The sequence below is a fragment of the Helicobacter sp. MIT 14-3879 genome (assembly GCF_003364125.1).
Genome location: NZ_NXLP01000002.1, coordinates 1 through 23,578, shown reverse-complemented (window position 1 = coordinate 23,578; position 23,578 = coordinate 1). Strand labels below are relative to the sequence as shown.

At 29.4% G+C, this 23,578-nt stretch carries 17 protein-coding genes and 1 pseudogene; 10 read left to right on the top strand and 8 right to left on the bottom strand.

Annotated features, from left to right (window positions below; translation table 11 throughout):
- Nucleotides 1-35 precede the first annotated feature (35 nt).
- Both CQA44_RS01510 and CQA44_RS01505 read left to right on the top strand, forming a co-directional pair.
- A complete protein-coding gene (locus CQA44_RS01510) occupies nt 36-629 on the top strand; it encodes a phosphatase PAP2 family protein (RefSeq protein WP_115545514.1) in 594 nt (197 codons plus the stop codon).
- A gap of 10 nt (nt 630-639) precedes the next feature.
- Nucleotides 640-2,163: a glucosyltransferase domain-containing protein gene (locus tag CQA44_RS01505; RefSeq protein ID WP_115545513.1), complete on the top strand. Its 1,524-nt coding sequence runs from the start codon at nt 640-642 to the stop codon at nt 2,161-2,163.
- A gap of 18 nt (nt 2,164-2,181) precedes the next feature.
- On the opposite strand, the gene CQA44_RS01500 is transcribed toward CQA44_RS01505, so the two are convergent.
- Nucleotides 2,182-3,393 carry an argininosuccinate synthase gene (locus CQA44_RS01500; protein ID WP_181881751.1) on the bottom strand — a complete coding sequence of 404 codons (1,212 nt, stop codon included), beginning with the start codon at nt 3,391-3,393 and terminating at the stop codon, nt 2,182-2,184.
- A 104-nt stretch (nt 3,394-3,497) separates the two neighbouring features.
- A complete protein-coding gene (locus CQA44_RS01495; RefSeq protein WP_115545511.1) occupies nt 3,498-4,664 on the bottom strand; it encodes an MFS transporter in 1,167 nt (388 codons plus the stop codon).
- A 407-nt stretch (nt 4,665-5,071) separates the two neighbouring features.
- Between CQA44_RS01495 and CQA44_RS01490 the strand changes: the two genes are divergently transcribed.
- From CQA44_RS01490 to CQA44_RS01470, 6 genes are all read left to right on the top strand, one after another.
- Nucleotides 5,072-6,028, top strand: coding sequence for a chemotaxis protein (locus CQA44_RS01490; protein WP_115545510.1), 957 nt, complete (start codon nt 5,072-5,074; stop codon nt 6,026-6,028).
- Nucleotides 6,025-7,671, top strand: a complete 1,647-nt coding sequence (locus CQA44_RS01485) for a hypothetical protein (RefSeq protein ID WP_115545509.1) — start codon at nt 6,025-6,027, stop codon at nt 7,669-7,671. Before CQA44_RS01490 ends, CQA44_RS01485 begins: the two co-directional genes overlap by 4 nt.
- Nucleotide 7,672: 1 nt before the next feature.
- Entirely contained in the window at nt 7,673-9,277 is a 1,605-nt protein-coding gene (locus CQA44_RS01480; RefSeq protein WP_115545508.1) for an ABC-F family ATP-binding cassette domain-containing protein, read from the top strand.
- A gap of 79 nt (nt 9,278-9,356) precedes the next feature.
- A complete protein-coding gene (locus CQA44_RS13120; protein WP_258864869.1) occupies nt 9,357-9,521 on the top strand; it encodes a hypothetical protein in 165 nt (54 codons plus the stop codon).
- A 49-nt stretch (nt 9,522-9,570) separates the two neighbouring features.
- Nucleotides 9,571-10,476, top strand: coding sequence for a DUF91 domain-containing protein (locus tag CQA44_RS01475; RefSeq protein WP_258864868.1), 906 nt, complete (start codon nt 9,571-9,573; stop codon nt 10,474-10,476).
- Nucleotides 10,476-11,528, top strand: a complete 1,053-nt coding sequence (locus CQA44_RS01470) for a DNA adenine methylase (protein ID WP_115545507.1) — start codon at nt 10,476-10,478, stop codon at nt 11,526-11,528. The genes CQA44_RS01475 and CQA44_RS01470 overlap by 1 nt, the downstream gene beginning before the upstream one ends.
- A gap of 39 nt (nt 11,529-11,567) precedes the next feature.
- On the opposite strand, the gene CQA44_RS01465 is transcribed toward CQA44_RS01470, so the two are convergent.
- The 4 genes from CQA44_RS01465 to CQA44_RS01450 all read right to left on the bottom strand — a co-directional run bounded on the left by CQA44_RS01465 (nt 11,568) and on the right by CQA44_RS01450 (nt 16,834).
- Nucleotides 11,568-12,062 (bottom strand): ferritin, encoded by a 495-nt coding sequence (locus tag CQA44_RS01465; protein WP_115545506.1) that lies wholly within the window; start codon nt 12,060-12,062, stop codon nt 11,568-11,570.
- A gap of 83 nt (nt 12,063-12,145) precedes the next feature.
- A complete protein-coding gene (locus CQA44_RS13410; protein WP_115545505.1) occupies nt 12,146-14,260 on the bottom strand; it encodes a methyl-accepting chemotaxis protein in 2,115 nt (704 codons plus the stop codon).
- Between the two features lie 133 nt (nt 14,261-14,393).
- A complete protein-coding gene (locus CQA44_RS01455) occupies nt 14,394-14,957 on the bottom strand; it encodes an aminodeoxychorismate/anthranilate synthase component II (RefSeq protein ID WP_115545504.1) in 564 nt (187 codons plus the stop codon).
- Nucleotides 14,958-14,971: 14 nt separating this feature from the next.
- Entirely contained in the window at nt 14,972-16,834 is a 1,863-nt protein-coding gene (locus tag CQA44_RS01450) for a chorismate-binding protein (RefSeq protein ID WP_258864867.1), read from the bottom strand.
- Nucleotides 16,835-17,023: 189 nt separating this feature from the next.
- On the opposite strand from CQA44_RS01450, the gene CQA44_RS01445 reads away from it, so the two are divergent.
- Complete coding sequence (locus CQA44_RS01445) at nt 17,024-17,467, top strand: cupin domain-containing protein (protein ID WP_115545737.1); 444 nt, start codon at nt 17,024-17,026, stop codon at nt 17,465-17,467.
- A 279-nt stretch (nt 17,468-17,746) separates the two neighbouring features.
- On the top strand, nt 17,747-18,928 hold the full coding sequence (locus CQA44_RS01440) for an aldo/keto reductase (protein WP_115545736.1): 1,182 nt from the start codon (nt 17,747-17,749) through the stop codon (nt 18,926-18,928).
- A gap of 1,187 nt (nt 18,929-20,115) precedes the next feature.
- Here CQA44_RS01440 and CQA44_RS01435 read toward each other — a convergent pair.
- Nucleotides 20,116-20,536 (bottom strand): annotated as a pseudogene (locus CQA44_RS01435) (MerR family transcriptional regulator).
- Nucleotides 20,537-22,018: 1,482 nt separating this feature from the next.
- Nucleotides 22,019-22,804 (bottom strand): TSUP family transporter, encoded by a 786-nt coding sequence (locus tag CQA44_RS01430; RefSeq protein WP_258864866.1) that lies wholly within the window; start codon nt 22,802-22,804, stop codon nt 22,019-22,021.
- Between the last annotated feature and the right edge of the window lie 774 nt (nt 22,805-23,578).

Below are 23,578 nucleotides of genomic sequence, written 5' to 3'. Positions count from 1 at the left end.
CAAAAAATTAATATATAATTGTTGAGGTAATAGATTTGGTTAAAAAATATATACTAAATATATTATTGTTTAATATATTTAGTATTAATGTATATGCGATGAGTTTCAAAAACTCCATTGAGCTTTATGGAGATATTTTTCAGTTTCTTCCTGCATTTGTTGGTGTGTATTCACTAGCTAGAGAGGATTATATTGGTTTGGGATATTTGGCTATTTCTACAAGTGGCACTCTTGCTACAACTTTTGCTATTAAATATAGCTTTGTTGCTATCTCAAAAAAGCACCAAAACTCTGCATCAATCTCTCGCCGTCCAAATAATGGAGCATATGATGGCTTCCCCTCGGGACATACATCATCAGCTTTTGTGGCAGCAGGATTCGCACAGAAGAGATATGGTTCTAATGTAGGAGTTCCTATTAGCATTCTTGCTACCTTTGTTGGAGCTTCAAGGGTGATAGCAGAAAAGCATACTATCGCACAAGTCTTAGCAGGGGCTATTATAGGATATATATTTGGATATTTTATTACAGAGAAATTAGAGTATAATCTATCTATTAGTTTGGCTTTAGATTCTAATAATTTTCATAATAAAAATATCTATAAACTAAATTTTTCATATAGATTTTAAGGGAGGGTAAATGTATCAAAAATTTATTAATTCTAGCTTTTATGAGGTGCTACATAGCTTTTTTAAGCAAGAAAATTTCAAAAAATTCTTTTTTATTAGCGTTGGAATCTATATAATAGCCTTATTTGCTCTCTTTCGTGGTAATATCTACTACATAGATGATTGGAACTCTAGCATTAGTAATACAAGCTGGGATCATTTTAGTCGCTTTTTAATGACTATAATACTCAATAAAATAGCAAGTGTCTTTAAAACTACAACGGATTTGTCGCCACTAACACAGATTTTTAGTGTCTGCTTTATATCTTTGAGCGCAATGATACTGCTTTATATCATACGCAAGAGGTTTGATACTCTTGGCATTTTAGCTGCTATTCCACTAGGGTTAAGCCCTCATTTCTTAGAGAATCTATCTTATAAATATGACTCTCTTGGAATGGGAATGTCCCTATTCCTTGCGATAGTGCCATTTTTGTTTAAAGAGAGGGGAATTTTATTTTTTATCTCTAGCATTATTTGCCTACTTTTAATGTATATGACTTATCAAGCAAGCAATGGAATCTATATTGTTTTATCACTATATTTTGCAATTAGCCTGTATTTTTTAGAGGATAGAGACCTAAAGCAGAGCTTAAAATTCTTACTCAATGCTGGCTTAAGCTTTGTGCTTGCAAGCGTGATTTATAAGAAATTTATTGTTATTCCTGTGGATAATTATGTATCAGATTCTATGCTTACACTAAGAGATTTGTTTATGGGGGGGGGGTTTGAGAATATTAAAAGATATGTAGTATCATTATTTAATGATTTAAAGAAACTGCCCTATTTTCAGCTCTCCTTTGTTGTTGATATATTTTTTATAGGCTCTTTTGTAATAAAATCTAGACGCAACAAAATCCTCTCATTCTTTGCCTGCGTGATTTTTGTATCACTTGGGTTTTGCCTCTCTTATGGAATCTACTTTGTTTTACAAAAGCCCTTATTTGAGCCTCGTGCATTTATTGGCTTTGGCGTTTTTGTAGGGACTATTTGCATAGCTAGTGTCTCGCTTTTAGAGAGTTTTAAAGCCCTAAAAATTCGCATTTTACATTATCTATCCTGCATTATAGTTGTGATTATGAGCTATTCTCTCATAGCCTTTGCCACTGCTTATGGTAATGCTATCACAAAGCAAAATGAATACATTATGTTTCGCTCTGAACTCTTATTGCGAGATTTAATAAATATTATCCCAAAGGATAAAAAGGCTAGTATTATCCTAGAGGGTTCTATTGGCTTAGCTAAGCCTACTAATCATTTTGTAGGGAAATATGGAGGCATTGGGAGGCTCATTCCGCCTATAATGATGAATGCACCTACTTGGTATTGGAGTTATGCCCCTCTAAGGCATCTTAAGTCTCCTTATGGAAACTTTCTCTCTCAAAGTTGCAAAGACAAGCCAAGTGATTCTAAGCTTGTTTTTGAAAATGTCTATCATAGTATAGAGGCTGCAGGAGATTGCTATGTGGTTATACTACGGAGTGTAGATAATTAATAGCTTTTAGTATTAATTTTATTTTTTGGCTTTTCCTGCAATTATAAATCTTAAGGCATTTAGTTTTATAAAACCCTCTGCGTCATTTTGATTATATACGGAATCTTCTTCAAATGTAGAATAAGCTACATTAAATAATGAATTTTTAGATTCTCTTCCTAATATTATTACATTTCCTTTATATAATTGTAATTTCACTATTCCATTTACTTTTTCTTGCGTTTTATCTATAAGTGCTTGGAGAGCTTCTCTTTCATTACTAAACCAATATCCATTATATATTAGACTTGCATATTTTGGCATTATCTCATCTTTTAAATGTGCTTCTTCTCTATCTAGTGTTAGAGATTCTATTGCACGATGTGCTTTTAGGTATATTGTCCCCCCGGGCGTTTCATAACAGCCACGAGATTTCATACCAACATATCTATTTTCTACTAAATCAAGCCTACCAATTCCATTCTTGCTACCCAATTCATTTAATTTTGCCCAAAAATTTGCAGGGCTAAGAGGATTATTGTTGATTGCAATTCCATCACCATTTTTAAATTCTATTGTAATAATTTCTGGCTCATTTGGAGCGTCTATTGGAGATTTAGTCCATCTCCACATATCTTCATTTGGAGCTACATTGGGATCTTCTAATATCTTTCCTTCATAACTTATATGTAGTAAATTTGCGTCCATTGAATAGGGCGATTCATTTTTCTTTCTCTCAATTGAAATTCCATTAGATTCTGCGTATTTTAGGAGCTTTTCCCTGCTATTTAAATCCCACTCTCTCCAAGGTGCAATAATCTTTATATTTGGATTTAGTGCATAAGCACCTAACTCAAATCGCACTTGATCATTCCCTTTGCCTGTGGCTCCGTGTGATATTGCATCAGCCCCCATTTGGCATGCTATTTCAATTAAATGCTTTGCAATTAATGGTCTAGCTATACTAGTGCCAAGTAGATATTCGCCCTCATAAATTGTATTTGCTCTAAACATAGGAAATACAAAGTCTTTTATAAACTCTTCTTTTAAATCTTTGATAAAAATATTTTTTTCTTTTATACCAAGCTTTAATGCCTTTTCTTTAGCGGGAGCTACTTCCTCACCTTGCCCAATATCTGCTGTAAAGGTAATTACTTCACATTTATATCTATCTCCAAGCCATTTTAAAATAACACTTGTATCAAGCCCACCACTATAAGCCAAAACTACTTTTTTAATTTTATTTTTTATCATAAGCAACCCTCATTGAGTTAAATTTAAACTTTGATTTTATCAATTTATTTATAAAAAAATAGCTTTAGATTATAAGGTAAAGATTAAAAAATTAATGATTTTTAATCTTTTATAACACTGCATTTATAGGCTAGAATCCCAAATATATTTAATATAATAGCAACAAATAGAATAATAATTATAGCCTCATTAAATTCACCAAAATAATCATTACAGAATCCAATAATAAATGGTCCGCTAGATGCTATAAGATAGCCAAATCCTTGAGCCATTGATGATAACTTAGCTGCTATTGGTGTGGTTTGTGCCTTAATTGTGATAAATAAAAGTGCTATTCCAAATACCCCTCCCATTGGAATTCCAAGTGCAATAGCACTAATATAAAGTATTATTTCATTATTTCCTATTAGTAATATTCCATAGCCAAGTATATATAGTATACATAAAAATGCCATATAAAAAACTCTATACTTTTCTCTTAAATATCCAAAAATAAGAGGACCAAAAAGTGATACAGGAGTGGCAACAAATTGAGATAAAAGCAATATATTAGAACCATATTCTTGAGAGTATCCCTTAGAGGCAATAATGCTTGCATACCACGCAAATGTGCTATATGCCATAAAGCTTTGAAGCCCCATAAAAATAGTTATTTTCCAAGCACTACTAGATAGAAAAAGATTTTTATTTGTTTTTACTTTATTTTTTCCCCTAAGGATTCTGTGATTTTTAATTTGTGGAGTATATAAAATTAGTGCAATTATACCAAAAATCACACAAAGTGCCATAGCATTTTTTAGCCCAAATATTTTTACTAATGGTAGTGCAATCCATATTCCAAGTATTGATGATATGTTTAGTGTCAAAGAATATAGGCTCATCATAGAGGTTGTTTTTCTTGGAAATTTTTCTTTTACAAAGCTAGGTAAAAGCACATTTGCTATGGATATTCCACTTCCAAGTAACGCCATTCCTGCAAATAACCCAATTAGTCCTAAATAACTTCTTGTTAATATACCAATAGTAATTAAACATAATGCTATTAGCATTGCTTTTTTGCTAGAAAAATACCCAACTATAAAAGATATACTACCAAATAATATAATTGGTATTGAGGTTAAAAACCCAGCTAATGATGAACTAATAGCATAATGTGATTTTATATCTTCAATAATTGGTCCTAGTGAAGTTATAGGCATTCTTAGATTAATTGCAATAGAAATTAATATTAAAGCATTAAGCCAAAATAATGAATTTTTAGTTAACATGGTTTTCTCTCTAGCATTTGTTCTTTTAAGGATATGTCTTCTTTGAAATCAGTTTCAAAATTACTTTCTTTATCTATAATTATAAGTTATATTTTTTAGTTTTAGCATCAAGCTTTTTTGATATTTTCAAAATTTATATTTTAGATTCTGTAATTCTTCTATATTATTTTTAAAAATTTAGGATTTTTGCAAAAATAAGTTATTTTGCATTTTTATTTTAATAAACAAGCCCACTAAAATAATTAACATGATTAATAAAATTACAATGATTCCTTATAACATACCATTTTGCCTTAGTAAAAAATCAATTTATGTTATGTTTGATTATACTGTATTTTTGGTAAATTTATGTTTGTATTGTATAATTACATATTCTAAAATCTTAAATTATAAAAAGTGATTGAAATATGGAAAACTTAGCAAAAATAGACCAAATAACAAGCTTACATAAGAATAATGAACTTCAGCTATTATGCTTTAGATTGGATAAAGATGGTGATTTGTATGCTACTAATGTATTTAAGATTCGTGAGGTTATAAAATATGATGGTGAAATTACCAAAATAAATTATGATAGAAGCTCTTTACTTGAGGGGTTAATAACAATTAGAGATTTAACAATTCCTTTAATTGATATGAAGAAATGGTTTTATTATGATACTAGAAATAAAGACAAGGATTTATCTTCTCATATTATTAAAAACAATAATTTATATAATGGTGATATTGTTATGATTTGTGATTTTAGTAGATGGACTATTGGTGTTAGAATCTACGAGGCAGATAGAATCTTAAATAAAAAATGGACAGAAATAGAACAAAGCTCTGGTATTGTTGGAAGCTCTAATAATAATAAACTAGTTGGAAGAACAAGATATTTTGATGAGCAGTTAGTGCAAATAGTTGATATTGAAAAAATGCTTGTAGATGTTTTCCCTTGGATTGATGAAGAAAAAGAAGAAGAGTTAAAGAAGATCAAAAAAATAAGCTCTAGAAAAATAATTTTAATGGCAGATGATAGCCCTGTGGTATTAAAAACAATGCAACTTATTTTAGATAAGCTTGGTGTAGAACATAATGATTTTATTAATGGCAAAAAATTACTAGATTATTTATTTAGTAGCGAAGTGGATATTTCTAATATTGGTATGATTATTACAGACTTAGAAATGCCAGAAACTTCAGGTTTTGAAGTTATAAAGCAAGTGAAGGCAAATCCAAAAACATCGCATATTCCTATTGTTGTAAATTCTTCAATGAGTGGAAGTAGTAATGAAGAAATGGCAATGTCTTTAAATGCTAATGAATTTATTTCAAAATCAAATCCACTTGAAGTGGAAGCCTGTGTGAATAAATATTTATGAAACAGATATTAATTAGGTATAGCAATTTTTTAATTCTTTTAGTTTGTGTTGGAATCTTTTTTTTAACATTTGATAGTAAGAAGCTAAGCACAAATGTGCTTGATTTATTTCCTAAGGTTGAACAGAGGGATTTAATAGATATTCATCTAGAGCTAGAAGCTCAAAATCAGCTACTACTTTATACCAAGGATTCTGTTAAAGAGCTAGAATCTTTACCAAATGTTAATAGTTTGGTTAAGTTAAAAGATAATATTTACATGTTGTTTTTTTCAAAAAATGTAAGTGTAGAGGATTTTTATAATGATTTTATTAAAGTGGTAGATAAAATTCCTGATATAAGGTATTTTTCTGCAGATATTTTAAGGGTTGAAAATAGTAATGCAATCTTTAGTGATGTTAATTTAATAATGATATGCTCTGTTATATTTTTGATTATTTTATATGTATTTATTTTACGAATCCATTTTTTATCTCTAAATACAATAGTTACTATTATTTCAGCTAATTTACTTGGAATCTCGGTAATTACTACATTTTATGATAATGTAAATATTATGTCTCTTAATTTTGGTGTGGCAATAGGTAATTTAGCTATTGATTATATGCTACATCATCATTTTTTTAGAATGTATATGCATCGTTTTAAATTCAATAAATCTGTGTTTTATGGGTTTATTACTACATTTATAGGTTTTTTTATTTGTCTTTTTATTCCATTTCCACTTTTATCGCAACTTTCAGTTTATGCAATGGTTTGTTTGTTGGTATCTTATATTTCATTTGGTTTTATATACCAAATAATAGGCTTTAAAAGACCTATGTTTTACAAAAATATTAGAAAATTAAGAAAACCATTGATTGGTAATAATCTTATTTTGATTTTATCAGTAGTTTTTCTTTTAATAAGTATAGGAAATATGAATTTAGATTATAATTTAGAAAAACTAGATTATAACAATAAGAAGCGTATAGCAGACCAAGAGTTTTTCAAGCAAGAGTTAGGAGATAGCAAACAAGTTTTATTAAAAGGTAATTCTAAAGAAGATTTAAGCACTAAAGCAATAGAGATTGCAAAAGTAGCACAAATAAAATCTGATATTAGAAATCTTAATATTGTAGAAAAAAATGGTGTATTTTATGCCAAAATTAGCCTAGATAGCGTAGATTCTATAAAAAATTTTGATTTTGTTGATGTTCGCAGTGTGAAAGAATTGAGCGATGAAATAACAAATGGAATCTATAAACCAATGCTAGTAGTTCTAAGCATAGTGATTATTGTAATGATTGTAATTGTGTTATTAATTACCCGCTCTTTAATTAGCTTTTCATATACTATTGCACCTCTTGGGATAATATTTTTATATTTTCTAACTACAAAAGTAAATATTATGCACTTATTTTCTTTATTAATTGTGGTTGTTTCAAGCATTGATTATGGAATATATGTTCAAAAAGAAGGAGAAAATATCCGCACACTTCATGCAATAATATTTTCAGCACTAACTACTATTGCTGGGTTTGGTTTTCTTTCATTTAGTAACATTTTGGCACTAAAATCATTTGGACTTACCATTAGTATTGGCGTAATTACAATATTATTACTACTTTTATTCCAAAAACGAAGTATGCAAAAAGGAGTATAATTTGCTGCAAACTATCAATTTAACGATGACTTACCCAACAAAAAAGCTTTTTGAAAATATTAATTTAAAATTAGATAGAAATAAGCGATATGGGCTTATTGGTGCAAACGGTGCAGGAAAATCTACATTTTTAAAGATTTTAAGCAAAGAATTAGAAGCTAGTAGCGGCGAAATTGTAGTTGAAAATGGATTAAAGATTGGAATCTTAAAGCAAGACCAATATGCCTATGAGGATTTAAGCCTTTTTGATGCTGTTTTATCAGGTAATGCTAGGTTGTATGAGGCAGTAAAAAGGAAAAATTATCTTTATGAAAATGCTGATCTTAGTGATGAGAGTATAAATGATGAGCTAGCAAATTTAGAAATAATATGTGCTGAAGAAGATCCTATGTATGAATATGATACAAATATTACAAAGATTTTAGAAGAGCTAGGGTTTGATAGCTCATTGCATAATAATTTAATGAAAACAATTACAGGTGGCGATAAATTTAAAATTCTTCTAGCTCAAGTATTATTTCCAAAGCCAGATATTTTATTCTTAGATGAACCTACAAACAATCTTGATTTAAAATCAATTTCTTGGCTTGAAGATAATTTAAAACATTATGAGGGAACAATGGTTATAATTAGCCACGATAGGCATTTTTTAAATGAAGTTTGCACTCATATTTTAGATTTAGACTTTTGCACTATTAGAGAGTTTAGTGGAAATTATGATAGTTGGTATATTGCTTCAAACATTATTGCAAAACAGCAAGAATTAGAACGAAATAAAAAGCTAAAAGAAAAAGAGGAATTAGAAAAATTTATTAGGAGATTTTCAGCTAACGCATCTAAGGCAAAACAGGCTACATCAAGACAAAAACAGCTTGAAAAATTAAATATAGAACAAATCAAAGTTTCAAGCAGAAGAGACCCTAGCATAGTTTTTAAAGCAAAAAGAGATATTGGGAATGAAGTGTTAGATTGTGAGAATTTAAGCAAAAAATATGCTGATAAACTTATTTTTAAGAATATAAGCTTAAAGATTTTACCCGGTGATAAAATTGCACTTATTGGTGCAAATGGTGTTGGTAAAAGCACGCTTTGTAATATCATCACAGAGACAATATCCCCAGATAGTGGTAGCGTTAAGCTAGGAGCTACTATTTTCAAGGGTTATTTTCCTCAAAATATTGCAGATGAAATAAAAGGAGATATAACTCTTTATGAGTGGTTAAGAGGTTTTGATAAAAAGATTGATAGCACAGAGATTAGAAATGCACTAGGAAGAATGCTTTTTAGTGGAGAGGAGCAAGAAAAAAGTTTAGATAATCTAAGCGGTGGAGAAAAACATAGAATGTATCTATCAAAATTAATGCTAGAGGGTGGGAACTTCTTAATTTTAGATGAACCTACAAATCACCTTGATTTAGAGGCTATTATTGCACTTGGTGAGGCTTTGTATAATTTTAAAGGTAATGTTTTGTGCGTTAGCCACGATAGAGAATTAATTGATGCTTATGCAAATAGAATAATAGAGCTAGTTTATAGTGAAGATGGTGCTAAGATGATTGATTTTAGAGGAAGCTATGAAGAATATTTAGATAGTAGGGAGGTTTAAATTTACTAGCTTAATAGAAATTAAAAATATAGTTTTATTATAAATAGGAGATTAAGATAAAAGGCTTAAATAAGATAATATGACGACACATGTATTTATTGTAGATGCTATAATCTTTAAATATCACTTAGAGTATATGTTTGTTGGAACAGGTATGAAAGAAGTGAATGTTGATTTTAATAACAACAAAGTAACACGACTAAAACCAGAAAATACTATTTTGGGTATGATTGCGGATTTTTAGGGTTAAAATTGGAGATTTAATTATTTTTTACTTGCAACAGAATCTTAAATTGGAAATTAAAGAGGGAAAATTTTTTGGTGTGTTTAGGGTAAAAGATAAATTTTTCTTTGATAATAATGATGAACAACAATATCTTAAACAAGAACTTAACAAGTCTCTTATTTTTAGATGTTTAATTGAGCCAGAAATAGTTTATAGTAATGGCGTTAGCGAATGGGAAGCATTAGATGAAATTAAAGCGATACATTCTCCTAATCAAATGCTATGGAGTCTTATTTATCGTAAATTAAAAGGCAATCGTGGTAACACGATGATTACTATTTATGAGAGCGAAAGGCTCATTGCACTAATCAGAGATAAAAATTCTAAACAAAATATCAATGGAGATAATTTTAGCTTTAATTTAAAAAGTCAAAAAATTATTCCTATTTTTACTAATTATATTTATAGTGGTAGGCAGGAACAATTAAATATTTTACCTAGATTAATTTATAAACATTCAAATAATAATCAATTTGAATCACATTTACAAGCTTATATTTTGCAATTTGTTTATCAAACTCATTTATTTGGAATCTTGCAAAATCAGATGATTGAATGGTTGGGAAATGAGGTAAGTTGTGGTGTTGGAATGCAACGCATTGATATTATGCTATCCATTGGTGGAAATCCAAGAAAAATTATCCCCATAGAGTTAAAATCAACATGCGTTTATGCTGATATTTTAAAACAAATTCAACGATATATTGATTGGTTAGAACAATATTATATTCCAAATCGTCCATCAGACATTCAACCAATGGTAATTTGTAGAGAAATTGATAAAGATTCTATTTTCTATCAAGACTTTTATAAACAAGTGCAAATATTTAATAAAGAAAATAATATTTTGCCATTAATATATGTAGAATTTAAAATTCAAAATAATTCCATAAACTTTAATAAAATATTTTGATGAATTATATTGGTTCAAAGTTCAAACTCTCCTCTTTTTTGCAAGCCAATATAGAATCTACTTTGAAAGATGCTAGGGCAAAACCTTTGAAAGAGAGTGTGTTTTGTGATATTTTTGCAGGAAGTGGGGTTGTAGGGAAGCTCTTTAAAAACACAACAAAACAAATTATTTCTAATGACAAAGAATATTATAGTTTTGTGTTAAATCAAAATTATATTGCTAATCACAGAAAAATTAAAGGGATAGAATCTCTATTTAAAGAATTGCAAGATGACAAATTAACACCTCCAATTGAGGGCAAAATCTATCAGAATTATTGTATGGGAGTAGAGCGATTTTTAGATTCTAATCATAATTTAAAATCTAATCTCTATAAAAGACAATATTTTAGTGATTATAACGGGGCAAAAATTGATTCAATTCGCCAAAAAATAGAACAATGGAAAAGAGAAAATAAAATCTCACCACAAGCTTATTTTCATCTTCTTGCATCACTCTTAGAATCTGCTGATAAGGTAGCAAATACTGCTTCAGTCTATGGAGCATTTTTAAAGCATCTTAAAAAATCAGCCCAAAAAAAGCTTATTCTTACTCCTGCATTTTTTGATTGCAACACGCATTCCAATCAAGTTTTTAATGAAGATTCTAATATACTCATTAAAAAAATTAAAGGTAATATTCTCTATCTTGACCCTCCTTATAATAATAGAGAATATGGAGCAAACTATCATTTACTTAATACCATTGCCCTCTATGATGATTTTATACCCAAAGGTAAAACAGGCTTACGAGCATATACAAAAAGCACTTATTGTAAGAAAAATGAAGTTGCCAAAAGTTTAGAATCTCTTATCCAAAATGCAAATTTTGAATGGATATTTTTAAGCTATAATGATGAGGGGTTGTTGAGTTTAGAGCAGATTGAAAATATATTTAGTAAATATGGGAAATATTCTTTTGTTACACAAAAATACCAGCGTTTCAAAGCCGATTCTAAAAGAATTCAAAAGCAAGATTCTACATTAGAATATCTGCATATTTTAAGAAAGTAAAACTTATCTTTTGGGTTTTTTAAAACCCAAAAGATAAAATTATTTATTAATTAATGTTTTGATGTATTGATCTGCTAGGTAAAGTCCGTGGCTTTGGTCTCCTATTAGCTTAATCTTATCAACAATTCCTCTAAAAAGGGATTCTTCTTCATGCTGTTCAGATACATACCATTGCAAGAAATTAAATGTAGAGTAATCTTTTTTATTAAATGTAAAATCTACAAGGTTATTTATTGATTGTGTTACAGAAATTTCGTGTTTATAAGTCTTTTCAAATACATCTAAAAGGCTACTAAAATTGCTCTCTGGTTTTTCAATACTTTGGATCATAACTTGAGAATCCGTTTCATTTAAATAAGTTATTAGTTTTTTTGCGTGCCCACTTTCCTCTTCTGCGTGTTGAGATAAAAATTCTCCAGCACCATCAAATCTATTTTTAAAGCACCATCCACTCATACTTAAATATAAATTTGCTGCAAACATTTCCTTTGCAACTTGATCATTTAATAAATCTATGACTTCATTTGATAACATATTTTCTCCTTATTTTTTGTATTGTAATTATATATTATTTTGTTAAAAGATAAGGGTTTTATTGCCTTCATCTTTTTGTTTTATTAAAATTTTTTCTTATTTACATCTTCTAATATTTCATTAGCAATGTTATTAACTATTTTTGTAATATCATTAGTTTCTTTAGCAATATTCGCATTTTCATTTGTATCATCATCTAATTGTCCCACAGATTCATTGATTTGTGAAACATTTTTTGTTTGTTCTTTTATAGATTCTGATATATCATTGACACTTTGAACTAATAAATTAGCATTTGCTTCAATTTCTCCTAATGATTTTTGAGTTCTCTCTGCTAGTTTTCTAACTTCATCTGCCACTACCGCAAATCCTCTTCCATGCTCTCCTGCTCTTGCCGCTTCAATAGCAGCATTGAGTGCTAAGAGATTGGTTTGATCTGCAATATCTCTAATAATTCCAATAACATTTTTTATGTCTTCGGCTTGTTTAGTTACCTCTATTGTCCTATCTGTTATATCTTGCATTGAGTTTGCAATGCTATTCACTGCTAAAGAGGTATTTTCTAATGAAGAAGATTGGCTATTAGCTTTTTCTGAAAGCTTCTGCATATATTCTTGTAGTATATTACTTTGTTCATATAATTTTTTAGCAAATTTAGAAGAGGCTAAAAGCATAGTTTTAATTTCTTGTCCTAAAATGTTAGACGTTAGTTCTATTTCACCTTTGGCATTTGGAATTTCTGTCGTAAAATCAAGGTCTCTATAAGCATTAAAAACTCTATTTATTTCATTCATATTGCTGCCTATTTTATTTTGTAAAACCTCAAGCATTTTATTTAAAACATCCCTTAGTTCAATAAGCTGTGGATTAATTGGATTTTCTGAAATTCTTGAGGTAAAGCTTCCACTTTCAACTTGTTTAACAACCTCTACAACTTGTTTAACAACTAGAGAATCTTGAGCTAGAGATTGTTTTGTTTTTTCAATATTAGCATTAATTGCCATACCCATTTGTCCTAATTCATCATTGGCTCTTATTATTAAGGGTTTAACTTTAACATCTTCGTGATTTAAGAATCTAAAGAAAGAAATAATAGTATTTAACACCAAAGGAAGCCTAGAAGCAACAATTACTTTTATAAAGTAATAAACTATTGATAATACAATAATCAAAAATGCTATACATAAGATGATAATAGTAATTTGTAGAGAATGAAGTGGTGCTAAGACAGAATCTTTTGGTGCTGTTACAAGTATAGCCCAATGGCTTTCTCCACCTAGAGTTTGAAAAGATGTGATATTTGCATAGCTATCTTTTCCATTTGTTGCTACATAGTCAAAAATCCCACTTTCATGACCTTCAATGGCATGTAGAGTTTTTTCATTACCCGGTTTATCATTAACTTTTAGTATATTTTGAAGTATTAATGATGGATTTTCATGGATAGTGATAGTTCCTTTATCTGTCAATAAAGATCTTATATCTCCTTTAAACATACTAAGTTTAGGGTCTGTTATTTGTTTAGATATTTCAAGAAAATCAATAGTGTAGCCTACAATTCCAACTAATTGTTTTTTATTATTAAAAATAGGCATAGCCATATTAACACCTAAAAATTCTCCATCTCCATAATTTAATTTACTAGGAGGACCAAAATATACCTTGTCTTTTTCTGTAAATTTTGCATTTTTAATGATATCTTGTATAACAGGAAGCTTAATAAGATTATCGCTAAACTGTAATACACCTATACCGCCTTGCTTATTGCTATTTTTATCATAAAGTATCATTCCAAACTTTTTATTTGAGGATAGATAAATTGGATTAATGCTTTGAGTTAAAGATGCTGGAGTGTCTAATAAATATATGAAAGTATAAGCTGCATATCCAGCACTATCAAGTACATTAGAAAGAATATTATAAATATTTCTTACATTTATATTATGTTCACTATCATCTTGATACATTCCGTTTAATGTTAATGCAACTCCTTTAGTAAGGACAACAGACTCATTTAATATCCCCTCCATAGAATTGGCATACATTTTACCCGCATTTAAAATAATATTTTTGGAGCTTTCCTCCATATTCGTTTTAACTTTATTTGAAATAATAAAAACAAGAATTATCATTCCAATAATAATTGTAATTCCAATAGAAACAATAAGTTTCATTCCAATATTTAATCTACCATTCATTTTTTATCCTTAAAGCTTTGTTGAAAATTGAAAGTTGAAATATAGAAAAATAAATTGAGATTATATCAAAATATCAATCGATATTTTATTTTAAGTAATCAGTTTATAATCAATTTTTTATATAATCATAAAATCAAGTTTCTATGAAGTTTTGTAAAATTTTTTTACCATATTGACTAAGTATAGATTCTGGGTGAAATTGAATGCCATATATATTATATTTTTTATGTTTTAAAGCCATTATAATACCCTCTTTGCTTTTTGCTATAACTTTACATTTTTTTGGCATTTTTGAGACAAATAGCGAGTTATATAATCCTACTTTAAATCCTTGTTTTAGACCTCTAAATAATATATTTTTCTTAAAATATAGTCTAGTTGTTTTGCCATGTTTTGGGTATTTTAATTTTGAGATTTGTCCTCCAAAATAATAAGCAATACATTGATGTCCTAAACAGATTCCTAAAATTTTTTTATTTTTTTTAAAAAAATCTAAAGCTTTAAGGGTTTGAGGAAAGTCTCTAGGAGAGTTAGGACCCGGAGATAACAAAAGATGAGTAAAATTATATTTCTCAATATCTTTTGCATCATTAAAGCTATCACTTTTAATTGCCTCTACATCTAACCCAAGTTCTTTAAGATATAAGATTATTGTATATGTAAATGAATCATAATGGTCTATTACTAGTATTTTCATTTTATGCTATTTTTTTAAGTTTCTTTAATTTTATTTACTTTGATTTTTGCTTTCTTTAATTTTACTTCTTGCAAACCACGCACAGAGTTAATTGTAAAAATTTTATCTGCATTTTTTAAATCATCTCTAAAAAGTATTTTTTCTTCAATTAAATTTATATTTAATAAAAATTGTCTATAAATTCCATTTAACATGGCACAATTAATATGTGGTGTATAAAACTTTTGTCCATATTGTAAGATTAAATTACTCCTTGAACCCTCACATAATTCTTCTCTTTCATTAAAAAATGCTATATCATAGCATAAACTATCTTGCCATTTTTTACTCTCTTTTTTATAAACCCCTCTATTTGTGCTTTTATGGAATACTAAATCATCAGTTATAAGTGGCTTTGATGAAAGCTCTAAAACCTTATTTTTTATTGGTTTAATTTTAGTAAAACAAAAATTATAATCCCCATTTTTATGCAAAATGAGCTTTGCTATGCCCTCTTTGTGTTTTAATTTTAGATTATCAAAAAAGCTATGTTTTTCTCTAAAAAGTTTTTTATTTAAAGATTCTAAGTTCATTCCTATAAATTCAGCATAGTTTCTATTAATATTTAAAAAACCCTCAAAATCTTTTTTAACCCTTTTAGTTTTAAATCCTAGTTTCTTTGCGCTTATTAACAAACGCTCTAAATGTTCTTTAAAAAATAAAATCTTAAAATCTCTTATAAACATTGTTTCAAATAATTCTATTTTGCTGGATTCTAAAAACTTTGCTTTTAATTTAAGCTCTCTAAATTCATCTCTTAGGTTAGAATCCCAAATTAACCCACTTCCAACCCCATAATTAAAAGATTTTTCACTACATTTACGCCACAATGTCCTAATGCCAACACTAAAAATACTTTTATTAGAATCTATCACACCTATTGCTCCACAATATATTTCACGCTTTTTTTGTTCTAAAATGGATAATAGATTGATAGTTTCTTTTTTAGGCACACCTGTAATAGAGCCACAAGGGAATAGGGCTATAAAAATATCCATTAAATTAGTTTTTTCCTTTAAGATTCCACTCACATTAGAAACCATTTGATGCAATGTAGGATATGTTTTTATACTAAATAATTTTGAAGTCTTTAATGTATGAGGTTTAATGATACGAGATAAATCATTCCTTAATAAATCTACAATCATTACATTTTCACTTAAATTTTTACTATCTTTTTTTAAAAAAATTTTATTTTTTTTGTCTTTTTTTAAATTTTTATCTCTCTTAATAGTGCCTTTCATAGGCTGTGTAGTAATTTTTATACCATCTTTTGTAGCGTATGTTTTAAAAAACAATTCTGGTGAAAAAGAAAGGATTTCAATGTATCTATTATGTAAAAATGCTTTAAATTTTGTATTTTGGTTATTGGATAGCAAATGGAAAAGTCTAAAAGAGCTAACATTTGTTTGGAATTTAATTTTTTGAGTTAAATTTGCTTGATAGCTTTTTCCTTTAGCAATAGCTTTTTTAATGGATTTAAAATTTTTATAATAGAGTTTTTTATCAAGCTTTTTTGTGAATATTGGATAAAATCGTATATGTTTAGTTGTAGTTTTTGGAATGGGCTTTTTCTTCTTAAAGCCTGCAAAGAATAAATAAGGTTCATTGCTGGTTAATGCTGCATTATTAATATATTGATAAAATTCATAATAAATATATCCTACAAAGAAAAGATTTTTTTTGTTTTTTTCTATAAAATTAAAAGTCTCTTTTGCCTGTGATAAATTATAGGCATATAATTCGCATTCTTTTTGATAATATAAATAATCACCAAAGATTCCATAATCACTAGATATTAAGTTTTCTTTTGTGGCATCAATATTTTTAGTAGGCATTTTTATCCTTAAATTGTTTAGCAAATAAAATTTGGTTTATATAGCTATTAAACTTATATTTAAGTTAAATTTAGTATTTTTTATCTTGACTTAGACTAAGTGTTATCACTTATAATATATTTTTATTTAAAAATAAAGGAGATAAAAATGTCAAAAAGATTGTTTAAAACTGCTACATTGCTAGCAACTATGGCAAGTTCCTTATTAGCTCAAGAGGTTATTAAGGAAGGAAGTTTAGGAGAGTTTAAGGGAGATTCTAAATATTTTAGTGGTAATGTAAAAGTTAAAATGCTTTTTAAAAGTGATTCTTATCGTCCATTTAGTGGAGCGTTGGTAGAATTTAGCCCAAAGGCTAGAAGTGCTTGGCACAAACATCCAGCAGGACAAACACTCATAGTAACTCAAGGGGTTATTTATACAGGCACAGAAAATGGTATAACACAAATTGCTAAAAAAGGTGATGTCATAACTTGTCCCCCTGAAGTTAAGCATTGGCACGGAGCAGGTGTGAATCAAAGTGGGGCTCATATCGCACTTACAGGTGAAAAAGATGGACAAAATGTAACTTGGCTTGAAAAACTAAGCGATGAAGAATATGAAGATTTTGTTAAAAAAGTAAAGCCTGATATGTAAAAGATTGTAAGTCTTGACAAATACTAACTATCAAGTTTTATAATTCCTATTTTAAAATGAAACTTTTAGAATCTAAAATAGAATCTAAATAGGTATTCTTTTAGTTAAAGCCCTGAAGTAAGTAGGACTTTAATTAGTGTGTGAGTCTTATACAAAATATTCTATAAGGGAAAAACACAAAAAATGAGAAAGAAAAGATATGTAAAAAATAAAATATACCAAAGGAAGCATATCACAAGAAAAACCTATAAAAATAAAAAATACAAAAAAGGGGATATTATGCAAAGGAGAGAATTTATTAAAACTTCTAGTGCGATAGCGGGGGCTTTGTCTGCGTTTGGAGTAAGCCCATTGCTAACTAATAATCTAAGAGCTAATGATTTAAAAGCTAATAACATAAAGACAAATAATCCTAAACAACCCACAAGCACTACAAAAAATACCACCAAGCTCCCCGCTCGCAAGCTTGGTGCAAGTGGTATCTATGTTTCTGCGATGGGCTTGGGCTGTATGGGAATGAGTGCTAATCACGGACCAGCAAGGGATAAGAAAGATATGATAAATCTTATAGCTAAAGCCATTGATTTGGGGATAAATTTCTTTGATACTGCTGAAATCTATGGACCCTATACCAATGAGATATTATTAGGAGAAGCCCTCAAGCCTTATAGAAAGCAGGTTATTTTAGGCACGAAATTTGGGCTTTACTACCCTTTTGGTAAGCAAATGCAAGATTCTAAACCTAAATCAATACTAAGGGCAATCGATGCGTCATTAAAGCGATTGCAAAGCGATTATATCGATATTTACACCCAACACAGAGTGGATATAGACACGCCTATCGAGGAAGTCGCAGACTTGATGGGTGGGCTTATAAAGCAGGGCAAGATTAGGGCGTGGGGGCTTAGTGAACCAAGTGCTAAAACACTTGCAAAAGCTCATAAAGTCTGTCCTGTGAGTGCGGTTCAAAGCCAATATTCTATGGCGTTTCGTGAGCCAGAAGAAAATGGTATTTTTGATACTTGCAAGAAAGAGGGCATTGCTTTTGTGGCTTATAGTCCGCTTGATAGGGGCTTTCTCACAGGGAAAATGAATAAAAACACTACTTTTCACCCCACCCTTGATATGCGTAGTAACTTCCCTAGATATACGCCAGAGGCACTTGAGGCTAATCAGAGTATCATTAGATTTATCGCTTCTATCGCACAAAGCAAAAAGATTGAGGGTAAGCCTGCCACGATAGCACAGGTAGCTTTAGCGTGGATACTCTCTTACAAGTCTTTTACTATCCCTATCCCAGAGACGACTAAAATGCCACATTTGATAGAGAATCTAGGTGCTTTATCTTTGCACTTTAGCAAAGATGAAATGAAAGCTATCAATCAAGAGCTCTCAACCATTAAGCTTGTAGGTGAGCGTTATGCCCCAAATAGCGATGCAGCTAAAAGCGTTGGGCTATAAAATGGTGATAATGAGAAAAATGGGAGGAGAGGGTAATGTGAATCTATTAAGATAAGGGCTTTAAGTTGCAGATTAATTTCTTATTGTTAGGGGGGGGGTGTTAAAAGGGATATTAAAATTTGTAGAGGGATTAAATAATAATTTATTAAGATAAGCCCCTTAATTAATCTTTAAAAAAGCACTCTAAAATATGGCAAAAGATTAGAGATATAATAAAAGAATGCGATAAGCAAAAAACTCTTTTTTGTGTTGAATTTTTACTTGAATCTTCTTGAATTAAATCTCCTTCATTGTATCCATTGCAAAGAATCCATTTTGTATTGAATTCCTTGCATTTAATCTCTTTTTCATTTTAAACAAGAAAGACATATCAAATGCGCAAAAATATCATAAAACACCATTAATAATAAGCAATGATTGGCAAATGTAAAAGGAGTGCCTTTAAGCGATGTATGGGATATTCCCTATAAAAGCAAAAGAAAGAGTGATGACTACCCTAAAGATATATCTTAACAATGTCAGTCAAAGAGATTGGTGCTATAATTTCAAAAACTAAAGTATAGTTTATGGATAATCTTAAAATCTTTCTTAAAAATCACAGGAGTAATCAATGATGAAAGTCATGTGAGGATTCTTGCATTTTTATCCCTTCATACAAAAAAAGAGCGAATGCTTTGTGTGTGCGATCTAGAAGAATCTTTAGAGATGATTAAATTTTACCTCTGCATATCTAAAAATCCTTAAAGATAGGCGATTTTTCTAGATGTAGAGTAGGAATGTGTTGGCTTATTATGGACTTAAGCTTGAAATGGATAACTTTTGCAAGCATTAAATGCTATCTCAAATTTATAGCTTCCACTCCCACACTTAATAGAATACATATTAAAAACGTCTAAAATTAAGATTAAAAACTAAGATTTTAAAAGTCTGTTTTTGTGTCCATCATAATGTTTTGTGAGATTTGCTAGAAACGCACTTAGATAAAAACTAAAAGCATAAAGAAATCTAAATATAAGGAAATTGAAGTATAAATAAATTAAAGTGCAGAAATCTAAGCACAAGGAAATCAAAGCATAAAGACGCTAATTATCACAAAACATATAGGCAATAAAAAGCTTCCTTAAATCATACTTTGCTATAAAGCACCCTCTATCTCCATAATTTAGTATATCAAATTCCCATAGCTCCTATTTCTTGATATTTTTAGGGTGGATATAATCTTTACTCAAAGGATTAAGCATATCTCTCCTTGTTTGTATCATCTCATCATAGATTGAGATTTTCTTCTCAAGCTTTGCCATTGCTTGATTGATAGTATCTATTTGCTGGTTCAGAGCCTGCTTTTGCTTAATGAGCATATCTTGCCTCTCCTTTGTGCTAGAAATACCCTCATTGATGAGTGAATGGTATCTTTATATCTTTGATACTCATTCTTGTATGCCTTAGACAATCAACCCAAATCACCCATTCTATGCCTTTCTTGCTAAAATATTTCATACCATTTTTGTCCTTTTATACAAGAGGAAAAAGTCCCTTTTTCGCCCAGAATCTCAAGGTATATGGCGAAATATTGGTTTGTTTTGCTACTTCTATAATCGTGTAAGCCATTGCTACTTCCTTAGCTTTAAGATAAATTTAAATGATACAAAGTGAAATTATACAATTTGATACTTTAGTATCAGTCAAGAGAAACTATCAAATCATTACAAAAAACAAGAATAATAAAGAGCAAAGAGGAGGAATAAAGGCTTAGAATGATAAAGAATGAAGAGTTAAGAATTAGATGAGAGATTGACTAAAAAGCACTTTATTTTTTGGAGCTTTAGCTGATGATGAAGCTAATTAAGCTATACTAAAAGAAATAAATACAAGCATACAATCATTATGGTTTTCACTTAAGTATTTCTTACGTTTACTGCCCCTACTTTTGCAAACACACTAACTTTATGGGATTTTCATCTAAGCCCCACTCCATTTTTACGATGATTGCATTTAGTGTTTAGTAGTGTTGAATAGCATTTAATAAGCGTTGTAGGCATAATACGAATTTCTTTTATAGGATTTACTTAATACTTCCTCATTTTATAAATATACATTATAGAGCTATACTTTTATTTCATAAAGTGAGTTAATTAAATCTCTTGCTACTTGGTTTTGTAGGGTTGTATCTAAAATTTTTATATGAAAGGATGTTTATGCAGTTTTCACATAACAAAGTTTTGCAGACTTTTTGGTCTATTTTATAGAGCTTTAGCTGTTTTTATTTTTAAATGTGTTTGCTGGGGCTACCTTAGATTTTCATCTATTTTATAAAAATACCTTAAGATGTAGAGTGTTTTTAAGTTATCTTAAGGCAATGTTTAGGTTCTATTACGCCTTTTTATTTATGCAGTATTTCTCTTTTTGCTACACTTATCAAAAACAAAATCCCACTAAGCATTAACTTTGCGTATTTGCTCACTTCTCCCTTGGTTAATCTTGTTGTGATGTTTATCACTGCCTTTAGCCTTAATTTTGCTTGGTATTATATCCTCTTTGTACAAGCAAGTGTTTTGATACTTTGCTTAATCCTCTCAAGGCTTAAATCTCACACACTCATAAGATAGCTTAGAATCTCTTTTAAGAGTTGGGTATTTAAGCAGAACCCCTTGTTTTCTTTATTTTTCTCTTGCTATATTTTGTGTAGGCTATTATCCCAATTAGTTTTGGGAATGCTGGAGTGTTGCTATGAGCGGTAATAAGCCTTATCATTTTAGGAGGAGACTGCTCTTTGTTTGAAATCATCTTATTTAAATCTAAGCTATCTTATCTAAATTCAAATTAAGAGCCTTGATTGCATTTATGAGCATGTGCTTGGCATTGTTATTTTGGTAGCTTTTAAGTATGCTTTTAGTTTTATTAAAGAGATTAGTAGTTTAAAATTTCAGCAAAAGTATTTTAAAAAACAATATGAATATGGATTTAATTTCAAGCAATAAGTCTAAGCAATGAGGAAGCTCTCATAAAAATAGATTTAAAAGTCTTTAATGACAAGTTGTAGAGATTTGATTTTAAGCAATAAGAAGGCTTTTATAAAAAAGCTTAAAGCTCCTAAAAAAATTCTTTAAAAATAAGTTGTGCAGAAATGATAAAACAAAGGCATATCACAATGGGTTTAATAATCTTTGCGCCGTGCTTTATCGCTAGTTTTGCACCAAACCTCGCACCTATCGCTTGCCCCACACACATAGTTATCCCTAATAACCACAGCACATTACCCCCGATGATAAAAAGCAAAGTAGAAGCAACATTGATACTAAAGACTATCCAGCGAGAGTCTCCCAAAGCCCTGCTTAAGCCATAGCCGCCTATGCCTACAAGCAAGGATAATATAATCGTGCCTATGCCTACACCCAAAAGCCCACCATAAAAGCTAGCCCCAGCACAAGCGATTAAGAGAAGCCATTGCTTGGGGCTTTTTGCCCTATCTTTGTCGCTAATACTAGGAGAGAGTAAGAAATACAAGCCTATGGCTATCATCACAAAAGGCAGGATTTTGGAGAGAATCTCTACTCTCACAAATTGCACACTAATTGCTCCTATACTCGCACCTATCACTGATATGATAATACGCACTCTAGTTTGTCGCATATCAACCAAGCCTTGTGAATAATAATGTGCTGCTCCTGTGAAAGAGCCTACACAAGCTTGTAGTTTGTTTGTCGCAAGGGCATATAGAGGGTTTATGCCACTTAGCAATAAAAGGGGCATAGTAATCATACCTGCTCCACCAGAGAGTGAGCCTACAAGCCCTCCAAAAGTCGCTGCGATAAAGAGTATGATATACCAATATATCGCCATACCCTCAAAGGTTTGCAGGGTGATTATCTCTAGCATTGTGCCTCCCTTATGTTAAGTTCAAATGTTAAATTAAATATTAAGTCATAAGCTAATCTTAAAATATCAAGTTAAAAGTTAAATATTAATCTTAAAATATCAAGTTAAAAGTTAAATATTAATTAAAATATCAATCCAACAATTAATCTACAACTTAATCTTAAAATATCAAGTCATAATTTAATCTAAAATATTAAATTAAATATTAAGCTTAAGCTAAATATTAATCTAAAAACTTAATCTAAAAACATCAAGTCATAAGTTAAGCTAAATATTGGACGCATTACAACTGATGTAATAGTTTGTTGTCATAATTTGCCCCTTATGTTAAGCTAAAATGTTAAATTAAATATTGAGCTTAAAATATTGAGTCATTAAGTTAAATATTAATTAAAATATCAATCCAACAATTAATCTACAACTTAATCTTAAAATATCAAGTCATAACTTAATCTTAAATATTAAATTAAATATTAAGTTCAAAGCTTAAGCTAAATATTAATCTAAAAACTTAATCTAAAAACATCAAGTCATAAGTTAAGCTAAATATTGGACGCATTACAACTGATGTAATAGTTTGTTGTCATAATTTGCCCCTTATGTTAAGCTAAAATGTTAAATTAAATATTGAGCTTAAAATATTGAGTCATTAAGTTAAATATTAATTAAAATATCAATCCAACAATTAATCTACAACTTAATCTTAAAATATCAAGTCATAACTTAATCTTAAATATTAAATTAAATATTAAGTTCAAAGCTTAAGCTAAATAT